At 59.5% G+C, this 21,879-nt stretch carries 14 protein-coding genes and 1 pseudogene; 7 read left to right on the forward strand and 8 right to left on the reverse strand.

Annotated features, from left to right (window positions below; all coding sequences use genetic code 11):
* Positions 1-28: 28 nt before the first annotated feature.
* From R3F07_20695 to R3F07_20705, 3 genes are all read left to right on the forward strand, one after another.
* Positions 29-901 (forward strand): transglutaminase family protein, encoded by an 873-nt coding sequence (locus tag R3F07_20695; protein MEZ5278812.1) that lies wholly within the window; start codon positions 29-31, stop codon positions 899-901.
* Positions 898-3,120 (forward strand): transglutaminase family protein, encoded by a 2,223-nt coding sequence (locus R3F07_20700; protein MEZ5278813.1) that lies wholly within the window; start codon positions 898-900, stop codon positions 3,118-3,120. The genes R3F07_20695 and R3F07_20700 overlap by 4 nt, the downstream gene beginning before the upstream one ends.
* 66 nt (positions 3,121-3,186) lie before the next feature.
* Positions 3,187-4,047, forward strand: a complete 861-nt coding sequence (locus R3F07_20705) for a transglutaminase family protein (protein ID MEZ5278814.1) — start codon at positions 3,187-3,189, stop codon at positions 4,045-4,047.
* A 105-nt stretch (positions 4,048-4,152) separates the two neighbouring features.
* Here R3F07_20705 and R3F07_20710 read toward each other — a convergent pair whose 3' ends face one another.
* From R3F07_20710 to R3F07_20720, 3 genes are all read right to left on the reverse strand, one after another.
* Positions 4,153-4,932 (reverse strand): hypothetical protein, encoded by a 780-nt coding sequence (locus R3F07_20710; GenBank protein MEZ5278815.1) that lies wholly within the window; start codon positions 4,930-4,932, stop codon positions 4,153-4,155.
* Positions 4,925-6,313 (reverse strand): O-antigen ligase family protein, encoded by a 1,389-nt coding sequence (locus R3F07_20715; protein ID MEZ5278816.1) that lies wholly within the window; start codon positions 6,311-6,313, stop codon positions 4,925-4,927. The genes R3F07_20710 and R3F07_20715 overlap by 8 nt, the downstream gene beginning before the upstream one ends.
* Before the next feature lie 198 nt (positions 6,314-6,511).
* Entirely contained in the window at positions 6,512-8,764 is a 2,253-nt protein-coding gene (locus R3F07_20720; protein ID MEZ5278817.1) for a heavy metal translocating P-type ATPase, read from the reverse strand.
* Positions 8,765-8,912: 148 nt separating this feature from the next.
* On the opposite strand from R3F07_20720, the gene R3F07_20725 reads away from it, so the two are divergent.
* From R3F07_20725 to R3F07_20735, 3 genes are all read left to right on the forward strand, one after another.
* Positions 8,913-10,967, forward strand: a complete 2,055-nt coding sequence (locus tag R3F07_20725; GenBank protein ID MEZ5278818.1) for a helicase C-terminal domain-containing protein — start codon at positions 8,913-8,915, stop codon at positions 10,965-10,967.
* 68 nt (positions 10,968-11,035) lie between these two features.
* The gene (locus tag R3F07_20730) at positions 11,036-11,740 is read left to right on the forward strand and encodes a protein phosphatase 2C domain-containing protein (protein ID MEZ5278819.1); all 705 of its coding nucleotides are present in this window, start codon (positions 11,036-11,038) and stop codon (positions 11,738-11,740) included.
* A 15-nt stretch (positions 11,741-11,755) separates the two neighbouring features.
* Positions 11,756-12,058: a molecular chaperone DnaJ gene (locus tag R3F07_20735; protein MEZ5278820.1), complete on the forward strand. Its 303-nt coding sequence runs from the start codon at positions 11,756-11,758 to the stop codon at positions 12,056-12,058.
* A gap of 122 nt (positions 12,059-12,180) precedes the next feature.
* On the opposite strand, the gene R3F07_20740 is transcribed toward R3F07_20735, so the two are convergent.
* The 3 genes from R3F07_20740 to R3F07_20750 form a co-directional block, all read right to left on the reverse strand.
* Positions 12,181-14,079: a heparinase II/III family protein gene (locus R3F07_20740; GenBank protein MEZ5278821.1), complete on the reverse strand. Its 1,899-nt coding sequence runs from the start codon at positions 14,077-14,079 to the stop codon at positions 12,181-12,183.
* Between the two features lie 148 nt (positions 14,080-14,227).
* Positions 14,228-15,208 carry a transposase gene (locus R3F07_20745; protein ID MEZ5278822.1) on the reverse strand — a complete coding sequence of 327 codons (981 nt, stop codon included), beginning with the start codon at positions 15,206-15,208 and terminating at the stop codon, positions 14,228-14,230.
* Positions 15,209-15,821: 613 nt separating this feature from the next.
* Positions 15,822-16,832 carry an RHS repeat-associated core domain-containing protein gene (locus tag R3F07_20750; protein MEZ5278823.1) on the reverse strand — a complete coding sequence of 337 codons (1,011 nt, stop codon included), beginning with the start codon at positions 16,830-16,832 and terminating at the stop codon, positions 15,822-15,824.
* 926 nt (positions 16,833-17,758) lie between these two features.
* On the opposite strand from R3F07_20750, the pseudogene R3F07_20755 reads away from it, so the two are divergent.
* A pseudogene (locus R3F07_20755) lies at positions 17,759-18,097 on the forward strand (HD domain-containing protein).
* A gap of 171 nt (positions 18,098-18,268) precedes the next feature.
* Here the strand turns inward: R3F07_20755 and R3F07_20760 are convergent.
* Both R3F07_20760 and R3F07_20765 read right to left on the reverse strand, forming a co-directional pair.
* Positions 18,269-19,024, reverse strand: a complete 756-nt coding sequence (locus tag R3F07_20760) for a hypothetical protein (protein MEZ5278824.1) — start codon at positions 19,022-19,024, stop codon at positions 18,269-18,271.
* Positions 19,025-19,040: 16 nt separating this feature from the next.
* Positions 19,041-21,879: RHS repeat-associated core domain-containing protein (locus R3F07_20765; protein MEZ5278825.1), on the reverse strand; the 2,839-nt coding region annotated here is incomplete at its 5' end.

Genomic DNA, 21,879 nt, shown 5'->3' on the forward strand with positions numbered 1-21,879 from the left:
CTCGAGAATACCTGCAAAGACTGTAACCTTGCTGCACATCGACCACACCAATATCTACCGCTACACCCGCCCGGTCGAGTGGACCATTCATCGACTCATGCTGCGTCCGGCCGAGAGCCACGACGTGCGGATTCTCAAGGAAAGCCTGGAGATCTATCCGGCCCATGATCTGCGCTGGAAACACGATGTGTTCGACAATTCGGTCGCCCTCGTGAATTTCACGGAAAAAGCCGATGAGATGCGTATCACCACTCATTACGAGGTCGAGCAACGCAACACCAACCCGTTCAATTTCGTTCTCGAGATCTACACCAATGATCTCCCTTTTGCCTACCGCGGGGATGAAGCCGAGGACCTTCTACCCTATCGGAAACCGCGCCATCCCGCGGATGCGGTGGCGGTCGGAGAATGGCTTCGGCCCTTCCTCGACAAAGACGGACGCGGCCAGACCCTGCCCTTCCTCCTCGCTCTGAACGAATCCGTCCCCAAACACTTCCGCTACGGCGTCCGGGAGGAACCCGGCATCCAGACTCCCGCTGAAACCCTGAAGATGGGGAGCGGAACCTGTCGGGATTTCGCCCTTCTCTTCATGGAGGCCGCCCGGCACATGGGCCTGGCCGCCCGCTATGTCAGCGGATACCTCTGCGGAAGCGGGATTGAGGATCCGGGCGTCGCCGAAAATTCGACGCACGCCTGGACCGAAATCTACCTGCCCGGTGCCGGCTGGAAGGGATTTGATCCCACCGGCGGCATCCTGGCCGCCGGGACACATCTTCGGGTCGCAGCGACCCGCAACCCGTCCCAGGCCACTCCCATCCTCGGCAATTACCTCGGCGACGCCTCCCTCTTTCGAGGCCTGGAGGTAACCGTGAGGGCAAGAGCCATTCCAACCGAACCATGACGAATACCCCCATCGGAACCCAGGGTCTTCTGGCCGACCAAAAACTGTCCGCAGCCGGCCTCACATTGACCCAGGGCGGCGAGCCCACCTTTGTTCCGCACGATACCTCGGCTCCGGAATGGAATGTGGCCGCGCTCGGACCGGAAAAGCTTCTTTATGCCCGTCGGCTCGCCCGTGAACTTGCTTCCAACCGCTTCAAAGGCGGCGTGATTCTGCAGTCATTCGGCAAGCAGTATCCCGGTGAACCGCTGCCACGCTGGCAGGTGGGGGTCTACCGATCCCGGACAGGAGAACCTCTCTGGAGGGATCTCTCCCGGCTGCGCCTCGACCAGAAAAAGGTCACCGCCAGCCATCCTGACATGCCGGCCGCGTTCATCCGCAAATTGGCCCGAACCCTCGAACTGCCCGACACCGCCCTTCCCGCCTACGAGGATTTCGAGGACAAGCTCCGCGTCACCGGTTCAAAGGCCGCCACCCGGTTGTTGCCGCGATTCTCACGGAAGGATCATGCCTTCATCTCACGCGCCCTGACCGAAGAGGAAACCGAGACCTGGCGCGCCTTCTTCGCACCCGCCGGCTGGGTTCTTCCGCTTGACCACGACGGCCGGTCCTGGTCCACCGGAAAGTGGAACCTTCCCGACGATGACGACCTCACCCTGCTGACCGGGGACAGCCCGATCGGTCTGCGATTGCCCCTGAACCTCCTGCCCAAGGACGCCCTGCGCCGTGGTCTCACCGCCGAGTTCAGGGACGACGAGCTTCTCGTCTTCCTTCCGCCTCTCCCGAGCTTCGCCGCCTTTGCCGAGCTGGTCCGGACAATCGAGACACTGGTGGTCGAGCTCGACCTGCCACCGCTGAGGCTGGAAGGCTACACCCCTCCGGACGATGAGGACCTCGAGTCGATCGCCCTGACCTCCGACCCTGGAGTGCTCGAAGTCAACCTGCCGCCCGCCGACAACTGGACTTCCCTAGAGGACGTGATCCGCAGTCTCTTTGCTTCGGCTGAATCCGTCGGTTTGCGCGGCTACAAGTACCAGATCAGCGGCCGGAAGGTCAGCACCGGCGGCGGCGCCCACATCATTCTCGGCGGTCCGGACCTCGCGCACAATCCGTTCATCGAACGCCCCACCCTCTTGAGCAGTTTCCTGCGTTTCCTCCAGAACCATCCCTCGCTCTCCTACGCCTTCAGCGGTCTCTTTACCGGCCATTCCTGCCAGGCCCCCCGGGTCGATGAAAGTGCCTTCGCCCTGCCTTACGAACTCGAGATCACCCTGCGCGCAATCGAGCAGATGCCGTCACCCGGTTCCCCCGTCATGCTGGACGCCATGCTCCGCAACCTGCTCATGGACTGGAACGGCAACACCCACCGGGCTGAGCTCAGCGTGGACAAGTTCCACAACTACAATGCGTCCAACGGCATGAACGGGCTGATTGAGTTCCGGGCCTTCGAGATGGTGCCCGAGCCCGAACAGCTGCTCGCCGCCAATGCCCTCCTGCGCGCCCTGACCGCCTGCTTCGCCGAGGAGCCCTACACCCACCCCCTGATCGACTGGCGGGAGGCCCTCCACGATCGCTTCGCCCTTCCCTGCTTCCTCCGCGAGGACCTCCGAAAAGTGATCGCCTACCTCAACGGCCACGGCTTCTCCTTTGCCGGGGAGACCTTCGACCCTCAGATCGATTTCCGATTCCCCGTCATCGCCCGCTTCGAGACCGGGAAGATCCGGTGGACCCTCCGCCAGGCCCTCGAGCCCTGGCCGGTCATGGGGGAACACCCCGGCACCGGACGGATCGTCGACAGCACGACCGACCGGCTCGAGCTCCTGGCCGAGGGTCCCGGGACCGACCGGGCCTTCAAGGTCGGCATCAACGGGATTGAAATGCCTCTCCTCCCGGCCGGTGAAGACCGGGCCGTCGGGGCCATCCGTTACCGCCTCTTCAACAATCCCTGGGGATTGCAGCCGCAAATCGAGGCCCACTCCCCCCTTCGTATTGAAATTCTGGATGTCTCCTCCGGGCAACCCGCTTTTGCCCTCGATTACCTGAACTGGCGGGCCGAGGGCTTCGCCTACGAAGGCCTGCCTTCCACCGCGGAGGAAGCCGCTCATCGGGTCTCGGAGCGGCTCAGGATCCACCCTTCACCCCTCCCCGGATACGGTCCCCTGAAGGCTGCGCCACCCTCTCCGCACGCCCCGTTCACTTTGGATCTTCGGCGCTGCTGAGAGGTTTCCTTCGTGGAATCAGCCCTCCCCGACCTTTCTCCTCTCCCAGGCCCCCGACGCACTCCCATGAAACGCATCCGCATCCAACACCGCACGACCTATCGCTACAGCGAGCCCGTCACCCTGCTGCCCCATCGCCTCATGATCCGACCACGGGCCGGCCACGACATTCAACTGGAAAGCTCCTCCCTCACCATCACCCCAGCCCATTCCATCAAATGGCAGCGTGACATTTCCGGCAACTCCGTGGCCATCGTCAACTTCCTCGAGGAATCCGACCTTCTCTCCATCGACAGTGATGTCGTGGTCTCCCACTACGAAGCGGAACCCCTCGACTTCATCGTCGATGAAAAGGCTGTCATGTTCCCCTTCTTCTTCAGCCCGTCGGAGCGGGTGGACCTGATCCCCTATCAGACGCTCTGTTTCCCCGGCGACAGTATTCAGGTCAGGGACTGGCTGGATCAATTCTGGCGACCGGGCCAGACCATAGAAACCTACGCCCTGCTTGACCGGATCAACAAGGACATCGTCCAGAACTTCCGCTACACCATGCGGGAGGAACCCGGGGTGCAGAGACCCTCGGAAACCCTGGCAAAGCGGGCCGGATCCTGCCGGGACTTCGCGACACTCTTCATTGAAGGCTGTCGCTACTTCGGCCTGGCCGCCCGGTTCGTCAGCGGCTACCTCCACTGTCCCGATACCGTTCAGGGGCACGGTTCCACCCATGCCTGGGCGGAAGTCTACCTGCCGGGGGCCGGCTGGAAGGGATTCGACAACACCAGCGGCATCGTTGTCGGACAGGATCATATCGCGACCGCCGTCACCCGCCACCCGGCCGACGCACCACCCATCTCCGGAAGCTTCGCCGGAAATCTCAGTCGCCCCTCCGAAATGCAGGTCGAGGTTCTCGTCTATACCTTGAATTGAGTTCAGGAATCGCTCTTCCCACGATCGCGTCACGGCGCAGGCGCCGGCCCTGCAGGCATTCCATCGCCCGATCCGCAGGGCCGGACCCTGGTCCGCGCCTTGCCCTCACCACTCGAAGACCCGATCCCAAGGCTCCACCGGGACCGGAACCGAAAGCAGCGCAGGCCATTCAAAGGGACGATGGCGCCTTTCAAATTCCTCGCGTCGGGCGGCCGCGAGAAGAACAGCGTGGAAGTCGCTCATCCCCCCGCCGGGAATTCGCAGACGCAGCAGGCGCATCGACTCGAGCATCGCCGCCAGATCGGTGGAAGACAGTCGGTCCGGTTGCGCTTCCAGGCTGTCCGCCATGATCTCAACCGCGCGGAGCGCCACCCGGTGAATCCGTGCCTGATCATCCCGGATCAGTGTCCGCAGATCCCGATAATACAGGGTCTTTCCGCCGGCGCCCAGGGAAACCAGCGGAGCCGACAACTGTTCGAGGACCAGCCCGTCGGCCCCGGACTCGAACGTCTTCCCGCGAAAAAGGAGCCCCAACTGCAGACCGTCCCCCCCCGTATCCACGGCAAGGGTTCCATCGTAAAGCTGGAACCGACGCGCCTCCAGCTCGATCTCGATTCCATTGTAGTCAACCGATTCGCGGCCCGCCTGAAAGAGGACCAGGCCCGACTCGGGCCGGAGAATGAGCCGATTCCCTTCCCGGCGCCAGGTCAGGCCCGCGCCCGCATCCACGAAGGCGAGGATCCCGCGACCGAGCGGAACGATGGTCAGGTCCGCTTGCTCCCCGATGGCACCATTGTCCGCCGGCAGATCCGGCCGGATCGAATCCCCGGACGCCGGCACCGACCAAGCCAGAAGAAACGCCAGCCAACAGCTGCCTCTATTCATCCCCGCTCCCTTCCCGAATCCGTTTTTCCAGGACAGACGAGGCCACGCCGGTGCCGAAGAGCAGGGCGACCTGGAGCAGGTTGGCCGGATGACCGAACGGATAATCCCAGCAGGCAAGCACCCCGACGAGTCCGATGCCGACAAGGACCCAGAACGTGACGGGATTGTGCCGCCCGCTTCGTCGAAGCGTTATCAGAAGCCACACCGGCACCACGAGCAACGCCGTCGCACCGACCAGACCGTTCTCCGCGATCAACTGCAGCCAGTCATCATGGGCGAAGGGAAAGCTTCTGCGGTCTGCGCCTCCATTGAAGGAGAATTCGGGCCCGGCGAACGAAGGGAAAATGTAGGCCCACGACCCATTGCCCCAGCCCAGGATCGGGCGGGCCAGGGCCATCCGCGCCGTATCCCGGGCCAGGAATACACGACTTTCCAGGCGATTTCCCTCACTGATCTGTTCGACCTGCATTCTCGTATAGTCCCAGCGGGATTTCATGATGCCACGCCCGGCATAGAGCACGGCACCGACCCCGCAGACCAGGACGACGAAATAAAGGGCATTGGGTCGCAGGTAACGGCCAAGCACTGTTTCCAGGCCGGCCTGCCGCAGGTGACGGGCCATCCGAAGGCAGGCCACCCCGGTCAGCACGGTCATCAGGATCAGGCCGGAGCGCGAGCTCGAGAGGATCACGCCTGCCACGATCAGGCCGATGGAAATCATCAGGACAAACGGGACCCCGGTCGCCTGCCCCCACCTCATCGATCGGATCCAGCGTGTCTCGATCAGGCCAAGGGCCATGGCCAGGGCGGGAACCGCGAAGCCCGTCCAATTATTGTGATAATCGAACGTCGCGAACGGAAGGGTGTTTGTCTGCGGCAGCAAACCCAGGAAAGTGAACTGCGGCAGCAGTTTTCCCGCCAGACCCGTCAGACTGATCACCGCCGCGTTGACCACAAGAACAGTCAATTGCTGCCTCAGCCGGCTTCGACTCCAGGCCGTACGGGACAGAGCGACAATCGTTCCCATGGCGGCTGCAAAGGAAAGGAGCACGAGGGCGGCATGGCCACGGTTGACCACGGTCGGCAGGAACTCCAGATGAGGAATCCGGGAAAGGAATGGACCATCCGGAAGGACCACCCGTTCATAGGCGGGATTGACAAGGCCGACGCCCCCGAGAGCCAGGAAGGCGAGCCAGGGCAGAAACCGCCGGAAGCCGGGGAAGGCGGGCCCGGGCAATGCCGCCATCGAAAGAACAAGGGCCGTCAGGCAGATGGCCGCCAGGATGGGAATAATCGCCGGGCCGAACCGGCCGAATGTCCACGATGCCAGCACCACCGCGCCAACCAGGAGCCAGCCCGAGATTCGCACGAGGTGGTTCATTGGCCGGATTCATTCATCTGCGCGATGGCCCGTACCAGCAGACCAAAACGTTTGTTCTGATGGGTTGAGTCGGAGAGGCTTTACGCCTCGATATCAGCTCACGCAGCTCCGGATCGAGGCGTAAAGCCTCTCCTGCAGGTTTCCAGTTCCGACTGATTTCCGTCATTTTCTACGCGAAGACCCGGTATTGGGCCGCCCTCAATCATTCGACCGATTGAAGAGCAGCCTGAGGCTGTTCAGGCAGACCAGGACCGTGCTGCCTTCATGCGCAAGAACACCCAGGGACAACGGTACCCGGCCGGTCATCGAGGCCAGGGCCATGACGGCGACTGTTCCCAGGGAGATGAAGAGATTCTGTTTGATCACCTGCCGGGATCGCTGGCTGAGCCGGAAAGCCGCCAGGAAATTGTCGATCCGGTCGTTGACCAGAATGATTTCGCTCTGCTCCAGGGCCGCATCACTCCCGCGCGCCCCCATCGCCACCGAAACATAGGCCGCGGCCAGACACGGGGCATCGTTGACCCCGTCACCGACCATGGCGACCCTGGTCCCGTCTGCCCCAAGTTCCCGAATCGCATCCACCTTCTGCTCGGGCAACAAGCCGGCCCGGATCTCATCCACTCCCAATTCCCGACCGACGGCTTCAGCCGCATGACTGCGATCTCCGGTCAGCATGACGGTGCGGATACCCAGCGTTCGGAGCCGGTCGAGAACGCCGCGAGACTCACTTCGGATTTCATCCCGAAGGAGGATCCGACCGATCAGATCCTCGGAAAGCACCCAGACTTCCGTCTCGCCCAGACCAGTCGGAGGAACATCGCGTATCCAGTCCTTCAACGGTCCTTCCTCCATCAATTCACGCCGCCCGAGCAGTGTCGACGCATTCTGCACGTTGCCCCGGATCCCCTTGCCCGTCAGTGACTGGAACTCGGAAACCTCGCCGGCCGTCAGCCCCTGCTTGCGGCCATGCCTGACAATGGCCCGGGCGATGGGATGCTGGGACTGGCGCTCGAGGGTGTAGGCAAGTTCGAGAATGGCATCCTCCCGTCCTTTCGGAAAACTCTCCACACCCGAAACGCTGAGGTCTCCTGTGGTCAGGGTTCCCGTCTTGTCCATCGCCACCACCCCGATCTCGGCCAGCTTCTCGATGGCCGCCCCCCCGCGGAAGAGGATGCCATGCCGGGCACCCCAGGCGATCGCCGCCAGGATGGCCGAAGGGATCGACAGGACAAGGGCGCATGGGCTCATCACCACCAGAAGGGTCATCGACCGGTAAAAGGCCGAGTATCCCCACGCCCCGGTCTCAAACGCGGGTATCCTCAGGATGACCGCCCAGACAAGAAACATGACAAGACAGATGCCCAGGACGAGGTAGGTGTAACCGACCCCGAAACGATCGGTGAAACGCTGACTCGGAGCCTTCATCCGCTGGGCCTTGCGGATAAGGTCGATGATCTTCTGGAGGGTACTTTGAGAGGCCGGCCGCAGCACCCGCAGTTCGACCGCACCCCAGAGATTGATCGTTCCGCCGGCCACTTCGTCCCCCATGTCCTTTTCCACCGGGACTGCCTCGCCGGAGAGGCTCGATTCATCGGCGGCGGTCCGTCCCTTCAAAATGAGCGCATCGACCGGAAAGAGTTCCCCGGGGCGGACCAGCAGACGATCGTCCGGCACAACCTCCTCCACCGGCACCAGGCTCTCCTCACCGGACTCACCCAAAATGGTGGCCGTCTTCGGAGCGGATTTGAGCAGGGCGGTGATTTCCCGATGCGTCCGGTGCATGGCATACTCTTCCAGGGCACTCGAGGTCGAAAAGAGAAAGAGAAGCAGTGCCCCCTCTCCATAGGCACCGACGAGGCTGGCTCCCACCGCGACCGCCAGCATGAGAAAGTGAATGTCGATTTCGCCGTGGCGGATCTTCTTCGATACATCGACCGCCGCATCCCACCCTCCGAAGATCATCGCTCCGACATAACAGAACAGCGAGACCTCGGCTGGAAGATCGCTCAGGCGTTCGATACCGTATCCCGCGACCAGACCCAGTCCGCAGACTGTCGCCAGACCGGCAAGGATCTTCCACTCCGATTCCCCCGTCTCGGCCAGCCGCTCTCCTTCGGGCCAGTCGAACTCGCGCCAGCGCCAGAAAACCGGGGCGGTCTCGCAAACCTGCTTCTGGACAATCGTGCCCTCCTTCGACTCGCGGACCATGAATCCGCTGGACAGCCTCTCCGAGGCCTCGACCGTCAAGCGCCTGGGCCGATCCACCTTGTGCAATTCGATGACAGACAACAGCTTGCGGTGCAAAGCCTCGACGTCTACCTGCCCCAGCGTCGCCAGGGCGACCTTGCCACTGGTCGGATCCAACCGAACGGCCTCCACACCCTGCTCCTCGAGGAGAAAGGCGGACAGGCTGTCCACCCAACTCTGGTGTTCTCTGGATTCTTTGCTCATGGAGACGCCCCGAAAGATCTCATGATTAAACGGCAAAGAACCACCGGCGCGAGGCGAAAGAATTTTCCGGAAGGCTGTCTGGCCTTTCGAGAGGCAGGGCGCCAATCTCGTTGGCGATGATCCCGTTCGCACCGACATTCAGAAGAAGATGATCGGCCTCCGTGAAGACACCGGCGGGCGCGTGCCCGCCGACATCGGCCGGTTGGTCGCCTCGGTCTTCGCGGATACCGGCTGGCTGGTCGACCGCCTCGCCCTTGAACACCGGCCGCAACAGGAAGCGATGGCCCTCGCGGTGGAACGGGCCCAGAACGAGGACCTCCCCCTTCTCTTTGAGGCCGGCACCGGCGTCGGCAAAAGCCTGGCCTATCTCATTCCCGCCATCATTCGGGCAACCGACACGGGAAGACCCTGCGTGGTCTCCACCCATACCATTTCACTGCAGGAACAGATCCAGGACAAGGACCTCCCGATCTGTCGACGCCTCTTCGAATCGGTCGACTCGCTCAAGCCCTATGCCGGCTTCAAGTCCGCCCTGCTCATCGGGAAACGCAATTACCTCTGCCCGACCCGGCTTGCCCAGGCCCTGGGCAACAAAGCCGATCTCTTCCCGGGCCCCCAACAGGAGGAACTGATTCGGATCGCGGTCTGGGCCGGTCAGACCCGGCAGGGCCTCGTTCAGGAATTGACCCCTCCACCCGACCCCGAGGTCTGGGAATGGGTCAACGCGGACGGTGCCGGCTGCAGCCGGAGGACCTGCTCCCCCGAACACTGCCACTACCAGAAGGCACGTGACGAGATGCGTCATGCCCAGATCGTCATCGTCAACCACAGTCTGCTCTTCGCCCTGCTCAATGCGGGAGGTTTTCTTCCGGGCGCCCGGGGCATCCTGCTGCCCGACGATTTCGCGGTCATTGACGAGGCCCATACCATGCCGGACATCGCCACCGAGCATTTCGGCCTCCGGCTCAGTTCCTACGGTCTCGATCGACAGCTCAAGATCATCTTCAATCCACGCCGCGGCACCGGACTGCTCAAACGCCTCGGGCACGATGGGGATCGCCGGCGCGTCATCGATGCGATCGAAGCCGCCGAGCAGTTCTTCGACTTCATTCGGGAACGGATCCTCCAGCGCCAATCGCTCATCCGGATCCGTGAGGAGGGCTGGTGCGAGCCCACCCTGGATGCCCCCCTCCGGGCTGTCCTTGAATCGGTCGATCATGTCGCGGCCGAACTGGACGACGGACCCGTCCGGGAGAATCTGCTCGACCACAAGGGTCGACTGGGCACCTACCGGGACGGGATCCGCAGGTTTATCAACCTGGCTGAGGAGGATCATGTCCACTGGATCGAACGAACCGGAAGGAAAGGTCAGATTGCGACCCTGCGGACCGCGCCGATTGATGTGGCGCCTTATCTGAGGGAGATGGTCTTCCGACGAAAGACCTCGGTCGTCCTGACCAGCGCCACCCTCGCCGTGGCCGGCCGGATCGAACCGTTTCAGAAAAAATCCGGGGCCGAATCGGAAGCCTGGAAGGTGGTCGCTTCTCCCTTCGATTATGCCCACAACATGAGGGTCTATGTCGCGGCCGACATGCCTCAACCCTCGGCCGATACCGCCCGACTCGCCCTCGACCGGCTGATCGACTATATACGCTTCTGCACCCTGCGAGTCGACGGGGGGTCACTCGTGCTTTTCACCAGCTATGCGGACCTCAGAAAGGTATCCGAGGAACTCGAAGGCGATTACCGGAAGGAAGGACGCCCTTTCTTTGCCCAGGGTCGCGATTTCTCACGGACCGAGTTGACCCGCCGCTTTCTCAATTGCGGGAACGGCATCCTCTTCGGCACCGACAGTTTCTGGACCGGGGTTGACGTGCCCGGCCCATCCCTCGCCCAAGTCGTCATCACCCGTCTTCCCTTCGAAGTGCCCACCCATCCGATCGCCGAGGCCCGGAGCGAATGGATCCGCTCCCAGGGTGGCAATCCCTTCGCCGAGATGAACCTGCCCGACGCCCTGATCAAGTTCCGTCAGGGAGTCGGCCGCCTCATCAGAAGCCACGAAGACCGCGGCGTCATCACCATTCTCGACTCAAGGATTCTCCACAAGACCTATGGGCGCCATTTCCTCGCCTGTCTCCCGACCACCGAGTTTCAGCGCATCAACCAGGAGAATCGTGACTACCGGTTTCAACCGTTCAATTGACGACCTGCTCCATCCCCTTTCAATTGAAGGTTGAGGGATGGCCCATTGAGCACACCTTGCAATCCAGGATGAAGATCAGCGCACAGAGTTTTTCCTATATCGGTCGGGTTCGAAAACGGAATGAAGACAGCCTGTTTCTGAACCGGGAACACGGCGTCTTCGCCGTGGCCGATGGTGTCGGTGGTCTCCCCGGCGGCGAGCTCGCCAGCCAGACCGCCATGAAGGCTCTGGAATCCGTCGTTGAAGACCCCTCCGTCGGTCGCGATCCCGCAGCATGGGTTCAGTGGATGCAACAGGCGGTTCTCGCAGAAGCAAGACGCGGCGGTTACGCTCAGGGTATTGCCACCACCTTGACCCTGCTGGCCTTCGACGATGAAGGAGCCACCTTGGCCCACGTCGGAGACTCCGGAGCATTTCGCATTCGGGACCGGCAGATCCAAACGCTGACCGAGGTCCACAACGTCGAACATGAGAACCGGGCGCGCGGATTGCCGGTCGATGAGACCGACCGCTACCGCTTTGCGATCACCCGTTGTCTCGGCATGGAAGAGTTGGTCGTCCCCCAGATCCAACGCTTCGAAACCCATCCCGGGGATGTTTTTCTGCTGGCCACCGACGGTCTGACCGATCTGCTCGAACCCGCTGAAATCCTCAGGGTCTTTCTTCGGGACCCCGATCTCGATGCCTTTCTCGAAACCTTGCGGGTCGAGTGTTTTGAGAGAGGCGCCCACGACAACGTGACCGCCATCGCCCTGCGGATCGAGAATTCCTGAGTTTTCTGCTGCCCGATGCGCTCCCTGCGATTCCAGGAACTCGTCGAGAAGAATCCCGACAACGAACTCTTCAGGTTCAGCCTCGCCCAGGCACTTCTGAAGGAAAATCGCTTGCCCGAAGCTGAACCGCATCTGCGCCTCTGCATTGCGAAAAGACCGGATTGGATGGTTGCCTGGATCCTTCTCGGCAAAGCACTTCTTGAGCTCGGGAGCAGGACCGAGGCCCGTCCCATCCTGGAGGAGGCCCTGCGCCTGGCGGTGGAACAGAACCACGAGGAACCGGAAGCCGAGCTGCGAACCCTGCTGGCCGGTTTCTAGTGCAGGGTTGAGGATGAAAGCGAACGGTTGCCAGAGGCATGGGCGTTCATCCTCCCATGCGACGCCTCACCATGCCTCTTCGTCCGCCCGTCCGCACCGGACCTCCCTACGCTGGCCGTTATTCACCCGCCGTCCAACGGTCGGACGAAAAACCGGACGGTCGCCTCACTAACCGGTTCCCTGAACCGCCAGCTCAGCCGCGTCGGAGTCGAGCTCTCCTGAATCACGCAATGGTCAAAGACCAGCTCACCGTCCGCGGAACTCACCTCCACTTCCACGGCTGCACCCTGTGACGATACCCGCAGACGCCCATCGGGCATCCGTTCCCAGTCCGCGTAGGTGATCAGGGCCGTCTCAAAGGTCTCAGGACTCGAAAACTTCACCTTGTCCAGAACCTCGACCGATCCCTTCCCCGTCCGGTTATAGGTGAAGGCCCGGATCAGGTTGATCAGGTCGGGCACCTTGTAGGCCCGGTCCAAAGCAAGAATCACCTGATCGCGCTCATCGGTGAAGTGGCTGTCTATGACCTCCGCATAGGCATCGCGGCCAAAACCGGTCCGGTGATAGGTCTCATCGGGAAACTGCAGCTTTCCGGCCACCACCGGAACCGGATGTCCAAAGGAATTGAGCAGCTTTCCCAGGTAACGGTTCGTGCTGAACGTCCGCACCGTGTAGATCTCCGCACCTGGATCGGTCAGCAACTCCACCGCCCCCACCAGGACGGTGAAGGTGCCGAGGTCGTTGTGATTGTGATTGGCCCCGTTGTGGCCGCCCTTGAAGGTCGCCGCCATCCGGGTCGAGGCCGTCGGACCCGGTCGAGAGATGAGAAACTGGACGTCCTCGAACCACTCCCGGATCGCCCGGGGCTCCGGACCGGCATAGGCCTTGTTGATGTCCACCTGATGGAAGAGAATGAGATGGAGGATCTCCGCGAATTGGAAGTGGATCGGGTCAAAGGGCTCGGTCGGCGTCTCGGTCGAGCGCGCCGTCCGTCGCGGATCGATCCGGTTGTTCAACCAGTGCATCAGCCACTGCGGGCTCTTCACGTCCTTCTGGCAGTCGGCGAAGGTCGGATAGGCCCCGTCCTGAATTTCCATCCGGGCACTGAAATGTGATACCTTTTCCACCCTCGGCTTCTTCATCCAGTCGATCCGGCCTCCCGTCGCACCGAAGACCAGTTCCGCCGCCAGCACGTAGTGGCTGAACCCGTACCCCCAATAGGCCACTCCCTCGGTATAGAAACCACTCGGCTCGAAGCCTTCCTCGGAATGGCGTATGAGTTTCTCCACCACAGCCACATACCAGGCCCGCTCCCGGGCATCCTCCTTCAACTCGAGCGCACAACCAAGCATGCAGGAGAGAAGGACACTGTTCCAGTTGTGGGTTACGGTGGCCCACCAGAAAATCTCGCGGCCGCTCTTGATCCGTTCCTCGAACGGCTGGAAAATCCGGACGTCCACCTCGGTCCGGATCATGTCCCGAATCTCCGGACTCAGGCGATCCCCGAGCAGATGGAGAGCCGTCACCAGATTGCCCGCGTAGTGGACGGAGGCCAGATCGGTGAAGATGTCGCGCCGCTCATGAAAATCCCGCGCCCGCTCGTGCAGGGGAAAGGTCCAGGAATTGACCGCGCACAGTCTTCCTACGAGCTCCTCAATCCGGGGGATCAGCCGCCCGGTCGGCTCGAGGCATTCGACGATCGGAAGCAGGGCAAGACTCGACCGTGCCCGGGGAGGAAGCGGATCGAACTTCGTCCGGTCATTCGTCTCCATCACATAGACGCAATCTTCATTCGTAAAATAACAGCGGGGTTCGTCAGTTTCATACTGCCGGGCCTCCTCCAGCAACCGTTCGCCCGCCTTCGAGCGCCGAACCTTTTCCCAGGCCGCCCGATCCGTCCACGGACGTCCCAGATGGTAAGTCCCCGGCAGCATCAGGGCCATCACCTCGTCGACCCGGGCTTCGTCCGGGGCGAAATTCAAACCTCCCGGCAGATTGATGTGTTGGTCACCGTGTCCCATGAATGCGTGTGTGTCAGAGGGTTGATAGCGGCCGTTCGTCTGGTCGCGGGTAATTGAAGATAAGCAAGACGTCCGGACGCTTGCGGTCCACAACCGCGCAAGCAGCGATGCGTCGATCACGTCCGATAGGATCACTCATTCAAAGGGGTCAGCCCCTCTTTGCCGTAAGCCTCCTCTTGAGGGCCCTCACTGATTTCTGATCGGATCGACCAAATGATCCCGCAAGTCGGGAAACCATGGCCGGCGGCCCCATGTTGAGTTGTTCTCCCAACCATCGGTTGCCGACGCTTGTGCGTTTCTTCATCGACCATGCCAATGCGGCCTTCCATTCTGCTGATTTCTTTTCGTCGCGGACGTCGTCTTCGGTCTTGCCCAATGCTTTCATCTGATCCTTCAACAGAACTTCCCATTCGATTTCATTGAGCTCACGCAGTTCTTTACCTCCCCAGTCCTTGGCAAGATCCATCTTCTTGAAATCGTCCCAGACTGCTCTTCGAAATGAATTCGTTCCCAGAACTGTTCCTTGGGACAATCCATCGAAAGCTTTCTCCTTTTCCGCAGAACTGAGTCCATTGAGTTCGTCCAACAGTTCTCGATAGCGGCGCCAATCTGCGGGGGTGTCCGCCTGACCGGTGATTCCCGGCAACCAATCGCCGCACTGCAGGAACGGCGGACGAGTCTTCTTTCGGAGGAACTTCGGAAAGCTGCTCCAGGAATGGCTCTCCAGGTTGGCGACGGTGACCAGTCCTGCCCTTACTGGATTCAGGTGAATGTAATTGATCACCCGAAGCCAATGGTCACCCGGCTCGACCAGAATTGACTTGTAGCGTCCCTGAAAGACGTGCCCTTGTTCACTGAAGTAGCTGTTGAATCGGTTGCCGAAGGTGCTCTGCAGCCACTGCATCCCCTCGACCAGATTTCCTTTCGGAGTCGCCAAAGCCAGATGGAAGTGGTTGCGCATGACGCAGTAGGCTCCCAACTCCCATCCACAACGCTCACAAGTCTCAAAGAGAGCCTTCTCGAATGCCTGCGCCGTGCCAGGACCGCTGAAAAGATCCTGTCGGAAGTTGCCGCGGTTGATCACATGATAGAGAGCTCCGGCGAATTGGATCCTTGGTTTCCGTGCCATGATCGAGTGGTGGGAGGTCGGATTGTTTGCGTCAACGGCAAAGAGTAAGAGCTGACCCTCTTGGATCACCCTTTATGATCGCCCTTTATCTTACAGGCATTGGCCCTAAGGCCGGACTCCTTCGCATCTCCAGAGCTAGTCGAAGACGAAGAATATAGATACAACGACCCTACACACCTCGTTTAGTTCAAAGTCAATAGCAACATTAAATATTATCGTTCGTTCCGGTTCACTAAAAGAAAATATCAATTTGATCGAATCTTCCTTATGCACGATCTCCGGAAATACTTCTCTTCCGCATTTCGATTTCAATATTTCAAGGAGAGTATGCTTGCTAACGCCACGCAATTGTTTCGAAATAATCTTGCTTAGGACTACATTGTCCGTCGGGTAGATAAGCTCATTTGCAATTCCGAAGAACTCCAAGAGTCTTCGTTGGCACTCTGCATCCAACATGCGAATTGTATTCTCCGGAACTTACGGGCAAGCCACGGTGAGATAAAGAGAAAGAATCAAGAGAACATTCCTAAGAAGTCTCATATCTCGAGGAACAAAGATCTTTATCATCATGAATCTGTGGCAAAATATAAAACCCTCTCCAGCTGACTAGGATCTAGGACTTCAAGTTGCTCCTTACTATCTGGACAGCATTCGAAATAACCCGCGTGTCCCAATAGGATTTGCACATAACGGTAGACATCGCGATTTCACCTTCAAGCAGTTGTGCTGCGAGTTTATCCAGCTCATCTGCCTTCAGGGTCTGATGGATTCCATCCTTTTCAGACTGAAAGATTAACTGTATTCCGTAAATCTCGTTACCATCTTGGATATAGGACTCCCCGTGGCCAACAATCACAACAACAACTACAGCGTCTCTCGATCGATGATATCGGACAAGAGCCTCGAGTTCTTCTCGAGTAGAAAAGTCATCGCCCTCAAGGTAGCAATCATCGCATTCTCTTGAGAGGTATTCCCCACTTCCCACAATTGATTCTTGAACAGTCAGTCCATCTTCAGTGTAGCCTTTTGCGAAATATATACTTCGTTCGACAAGCACAACGGCGACTCTTGCAACTCGCTCGTTTTGTTGGGCCGCATCCTCCGTTCTCCTTTCCTCCTTTGCTTCTTTGTCTTTGTCTTTGTCTTCCGCGGCGTGGCACCCCCTGGCCAACGGCCCGTGTCTGAGTTGCACCGGGGTGCCGAGCCCGCCAAAGGTATCCGCAAACCGTGCACCCGCCCGCCAAGTATCCGTGTAGGTGTCGAACATCTTCGGGCGGTCCGGTCGTCCTCCGAAGATTTTGCCGAGAACAATATTCTCGAACATGCTGAAGAGCGCATTCGCCAGGTAGAGCGTTGCCCCGCCATCAACGAACTGTCCCAGATGATCCCAGCGGTCGACCGGCCGGTTGGCGCAGTAGGCGTAGAGGTTGAGTCCTCCGTATTCGCCGACAGGATCCCGGGTGATGAAGCGGCCCAGTTTCGGTGAATAGAACCGGTGGTTGTGCTGGTAGAGACCGGTCTCCGAGTCGTAGTATTTGCTGGCGAAGCGGATCGGGTTGTCTGGGGCCTGGGTGCCCCGACCGGATTCTTGTAGCCGAGCAATTCTCCAAAGGCGCTGTAGCAATAGACGGCCTCCAGGGATCCGGTGCCGGCGTTGATCAGGCCCTGCACGTTGCCGTTGGCGTCGTAGAGGGGGATGTGGTGACGGGTGCCGTCGGTGGTGAGCAGGAGCCCGCCGACTCCACCGGCGCCATGTAGGGTGCCCGTGGCATCGAGTCCCCAGCAGTAGGATCGGTCGGTCGGGTAGGCGGCCGTGACCCCCTTGGCGTCGACCTCCACCACGGGCAGCCAGCCAAAGGCCAAATCACTCACATCAAGCGTGTAGAAATCGCACCGACCGGATTCCTCCGGATACAGGTTCGGCCGATCGAACGTGGAATCGGCTGGATCCTTATCCCTGATGCTCACGCCCGATTTCATGGCGGGGATCCTGAACCATTTCGGTCGTCCATACAATCCTCGATTCCAATCTGCGAAGAGTGTCTGCGGCCACAGACACTCGCTGCCTCTTTCCAGATCGACCAGTCGACCGCGGAAACTGAGAAATGAACGATGACCTTTTCAGGTTCGAGAACGGAACGTTGACCCCATGTCATCTTTGCGGCCTCCCGATCGGGTCAACGGCAAAGAGTAAGGGCTGACCCCTTCTTCTCCCCTCCTGATGCTCACGCCCGATTTCATGGCGGGGATCCTGAACCATTTCGGTCGTCCATACAATCCTCGATTCCAATCTGCGAAGAGTGTCTGCGGCCACAGACACTCTCGCTTCTTTCAGATCGACCAGTCGACCGCGGAAACTGAAATGAACGATGACCCCTTTCAGGTTCGAGAACGGAACGTTGACCCCATGTCATCTTTGCGGCCTCCCGATCGGGTCAACGGCAAAGAGTAAGGGCTGACCCCTTCTTCTCCCCTTGTCATCTTTGCGGCCTCCCGATCGGGTCAACGGCAAAGAGTAAGGGCTGACCCCTTCTTCTCCCCTACGACGAGGCCGCCATGGTCGGCAAACTCGACCGAGAGCGCGAAGCCGCCGACCGGATTTTCGGCCTCCTGCCCGACGATCAGGGCACTCACTTCCGCGCACTCTGGGAGGAATTCGAAGAACGCCGGACCCCGGAGGCCCGTTTCGCCGCGGCCCTCGATCGACTCCAGCCCGTCCTCCTCAATATCCACACTGCCGGACACGCCTGGAAGCATCACGGCATCCGCCACGACCAGGTCCTCGACCGCAATCGACGCATGGCCGAGGGCAGCGAGACCATCTGGGCCTTCGCGAAGGCCCAGATCCAGAAGGCCGTCGACCGCGGCGACCTGCTGCCGGCCGAATAAGCGGATTCAGAATCCGCAGCCAGCGAATGTAGCCACGCCGCTATGTCGGCGTGCCCGCGGCATCCTGTTTGAACGATGCACAGGCACATGCCCTCTTCCATTCGTACGATTCTTTGTGTCTTCCTACCTCACCGAGGAGTCCTCTCCCCTTTGGGTCCAAAGAGCGCAAACCTACATTGGAAACCCGGACCGACCTACAGGCCAACTCGAGGGAAAATCCTGTCCAAAGAGTCTGGAGAACGACGCAGCCGCAGAATCAATCCCGAACTGCAAAAACTCATCAAGATCGCCAGCATCTACAACACGCACCAATGACGCCAGTATCGCCTGCTCATTATGTACCTTGCGCAACCCAAGTACCTGCGCTAGCAATGAACTTCGATCGGATCCCAGAGAGAGTATTAGCCCCTCTAAACGTAGCGTTCGAGTCAATTTCTCAAGACCATAACCGCAGTTCAGATACTGGGAATCGTTCCCATCTAGCTCGGCCCAAGAAGTCGACTCCCAAGCTCGAAAAAGTGCATCTCTTGCAAATTCCCCTTCGGCAATCGAGGTGGTCAGGGCGATACACACATCTATTTGCTTCCAAACCTCCGAGTACTCCAAAGGATCTACTTTGCCACGTTCAACTTCGAGCTTCTTGACGATAGCACGACACTCATACGCCGCCGACTCGAAGGTACTCCTAATAGCTCTAGAATCTTGGACCCCTATCTCCGAGCAAACGGGTAGATCTGAAGAGTAGAAGATCATGTCCTCAACCACCGCGCGAAGGCGACCTACCAGATAGAATGAGAGTATTCTCCCCTCTGCGACAGGGATATCGTCGAGTCTATCAAGCAACGTCTTCACACTACCGCTCGGGCCACAGAGGCCGCTTGAAAAACTAAGAACAATCGCAAGGAATAATGTCGATTTGCTTATCATACTATAAAAATCCAAATCAAGGTCCGTAAGTCGGTAGCGGACCGCATTCGGAATAAAGGCGGTTCCTGAGGGCCGCAACCGCCAATTCGGATCCAGAACCTGTTATGTAGGGCGTAAAAAGGTCGAGTAAAGCTTGAGCATAGTTCATGCAACCCACCGGGTCCATGCGCTCACCTAATGTCTTCTCCACATCTTTAACTCTTGCACGCACTCTTGCTGGAAGCAACTCAAGTAAAGGACCGATTTGGTCAGCAACCTTGATCGCGTGAAGTGCGTTCGCAATAACGCCAAGACCTTTGGTGTCCAATTTGTTCGTTATGTCAAAGACGCGTGTTTTCTCGTAAAATGCATCGATGGTTTCGACTGATACGACGACACTGTTCGCCTGTGACGCGATTGCAGCTGTCTCTGCACGGATGTGAATTATCGACATATGAACAATCACCGCCTGGACCTCTTCGGGGGTAAGTGAGGAAAGAACCTTTAGTAACTCGCTCGCTAATTGACCGTCGATCCCTCCAACTAGCCCTATTATTGCATCAAGAGACCCGTCACTAATAGTTCCACTTTGGGCCTCCTCATCGGCGGCATTCCACCCCATGGCGATGGGACCGTGCCTGAGCGGAGCCGGGGTGCCGAGCCCGCCGAAAGTATCCGCGAACCGTGCACCCGCCCGCCAGGTATCCGTGTAGGTGTCGAACATCTTCGGGCGGTCCGGTCGTCCTCCGAAGATTTTGCCGAGGACATAATTCTCGAACATGCTGAACAGAGCATTCGCTACGAATAGGGTTGCTTCGCCGTCCACAAATTGCCCGAGGTGATCCCACCGGTTGACCGGATCGTTTCCACAATAGGCGTAGAGATTGAGACCGCCGTTTTCAGCGATGGGATCTCGTGAGATGAAGCGGCCCAATGACGGCGAATAGTAGCGGTGATTGTATTGGTAAAGACCGGTCTGGGTATCATACCATTTGCTGGCGAAGCGGATCGGATTGGCGGTCGCGTAGGTGCCGGCCGATTGTATCAACTCGCCGGAAGCCGAGTAGCCGTAGACAGCCGCAAAGGCGCCTGAATTCTTGATCAGACCGTGGACATTGCCGTTGGCGTCATAGACCGGCAGGTAGAAGGTGTACCCTTCGCTGATCATGAGCAGACCGCCCACGCCGCCTCCGCCGTGCAGGGTGCCGGTTGTGTCCAATCCCCAGGTGAAGGTGCGGACCAGGCTCAGGGTGCTTGGTCCGGCCAGTTCCGCGATCACGTTCCAGCCGTCATAGATGTAGCGGCGATCCGAGACGAGGATCCCATAGGACCGTTCGATCTTGCGGACCCGGCGGTTTTGGTAATCGTACTTGAATTCGAGATACACTCCGGAAGATGAATGCGCGGCCGTAGCCAAGCGGTTCTCCGCGTCCCAGGTGTAGGTCCAGACTCCGTCGCCGGTAAGGTTGCCGTCGGCATCGTGCGAAAACGAAATGCCGGCCACACTATCGTATTCGTTGCTGTTGTTGGGGACATAATCGCGAGAGACACCGTTTTTCCATTCGTCGTCGCGGTTGCCCTGCGAATCGTGATTCCAGATCCGCTGCCGATTCGGGATCAGGGCATTGTTGGACAAGTCTCGAGCCTGTGCGTTGTAGACTTCACCGCGGGCGGTGTAGAGGTATTCGTCCTTGATGCCTTCCTCGTAGCCGAGGTTCTCAAAAATCGAACCAATGGCCGACCGGTTCGAAGACTGGCCCACGTCATCGAGAGTGTAGTCAAATTTGCCCTTCAAGGATGTGTTCCACTTGGTTTCGACTTTCTTGATCACTTCGCGCCAGCTCTGCCACTCGGTTTCGCGCCGGAACCCCTCGACATACCAACCGCCATCGACGGCCGAAACCTGGTCGGACCCCGGTTGGTATTCGTAGTTGAAATCCGCGCCCACGATGTATGGGCGGTGCCCCGTCAGCTTCGACAAGCGCCCGGTAACGGCGGAATAGTAATGGATACTCTCAACTTCCAGGTTGGCAGTGGTCAGATCGTTGCCCGCGTGCGCGGAATCCTCCCAGCCCAGTCGCACCCTCGAGGGCCGCCCAAGGGTATCGTAGGATCGGTAGATCTGGCGGCTGTTCGAGGACTGCGCGCCGTACCAGGTGGAGCTCAAACGCTGGGCCTGCAGCTGGTCGTCGTTGGAGCGGTGAAAGAACTCGTGCCAGCCGGTGGCATCGTAGACACGTCGGACACGACCTGTGCGCGAGAACTTTCCGTTGAAGTTTGAATAATAGAAGGATACATCCGGGGTGCTGTCGCCGTAGTCGATCTTCTTGATCTCACCGGTGCGATAACCCGTGCTCTCTTCGTAAGTATAGGTCGTCGTGACTCCACGGGCCCAGGTTCGTGTCTTGACCTGACCCCGATCGTTGTAGGTGAAGCTGACGGAGGATCCGCCGGGATCGGTCTTGGAAAAGACCAGGCCTGTCTTCACACCGCCCTGGGTATTGGTGAACGACCAGGTCGTCTGATCGTAGACCTGCCCGCTGCCGGGCCAGGTGCCATTGTCCCAGTTCACCCCGGTGCCGCGGTAGAGCCGCATCTTGGTCTTCCACCCGTAGTCGTTGTATTCGTATTCGACCGGGTTTTGTCCGCTACCCCATTCATGGGTGAGCTGCCCCCTGGTATCGTAGGCGTAGCGTTTGTTCTTCCACTGGTGCGAATCGTTGATGCTCTCCATGGAAACGCGGCCGATGGCGTCGTAGTAGGTCTGCTGGAACCCGCCACCGCCGAGTTCGGGTTGTTTCTTGTGCTTCACAAATGTCGTGCCCGGATAATACTCCAGTTCAACAGAAACGTCGTCGCGCGTCGAGGTTTTCTGG

The organism is Opitutaceae bacterium (assembly GCA_041395105.1).
Taxonomy (GTDB): Bacteria; Verrucomicrobiota; Verrucomicrobiia; order Opitutales; family Opitutaceae; genus B12-G4.

Excerpts from the sequence above, each read along its gene's own strand:
- R3F07_20740 (MEZ5278821.1), bottom strand. The coding sequence starts at position 14,079 with ATGGGACACGGTGACCAACACATCAATCTGCCGGGAGGTTTGAATTTC.
- R3F07_20700 (MEZ5278813.1), top strand. The coding sequence starts at position 898 with ATGACGAATACCCCCATCGGAACCCAGGGTCTTCTGGCCGACCAAAAA.
- R3F07_20735 (MEZ5278820.1), top strand. The coding sequence starts at position 11,756 with ATGCGCTCCCTGCGATTCCAGGAACTCGTCGAGAAGAATCCCGACAAC.
- R3F07_20705 (MEZ5278814.1), top strand. The coding sequence starts at position 3,187 with ATGAAACGCATCCGCATCCAACACCGCACGACCTATCGCTACAGCGAG.
- R3F07_20720 (MEZ5278817.1), bottom strand. The coding sequence starts at position 8,764 with ATGAGCAAAGAATCCAGAGAACACCAGAGTTGGGTGGACAGCCTGTCC.
- R3F07_20760 (MEZ5278824.1), bottom strand. The coding sequence starts at position 19,024 with ATGATAAGCAAATCGACATTATTCCTTGCGATTGTTCTTAGTTTTTCA.
- R3F07_20730 (MEZ5278819.1), top strand. The coding sequence starts at position 11,036 with ATGAAGATCAGCGCACAGAGTTTTTCCTATATCGGTCGGGTTCGAAAA.
- R3F07_20745 (MEZ5278822.1), bottom strand. The coding sequence starts at position 15,208 with ATGGCACGGAAACCAAGGATCCAATTCGCCGGAGCTCTCTATCATGTG.
- R3F07_20725 (MEZ5278818.1), top strand. The coding sequence starts at position 8,913 with ATGATCGGCCTCCGTGAAGACACCGGCGGGCGCGTGCCCGCCGACATC.
- R3F07_20715 (MEZ5278816.1), bottom strand. The coding sequence starts at position 6,313 with ATGAACCACCTCGTGCGAATCTCGGGCTGGCTCCTGGTTGGCGCGGTG.
- R3F07_20710 (MEZ5278815.1), bottom strand. The coding sequence starts at position 4,932 with ATGAATAGAGGCAGCTGTTGGCTGGCGTTTCTTCTGGCTTGGTCGGTG.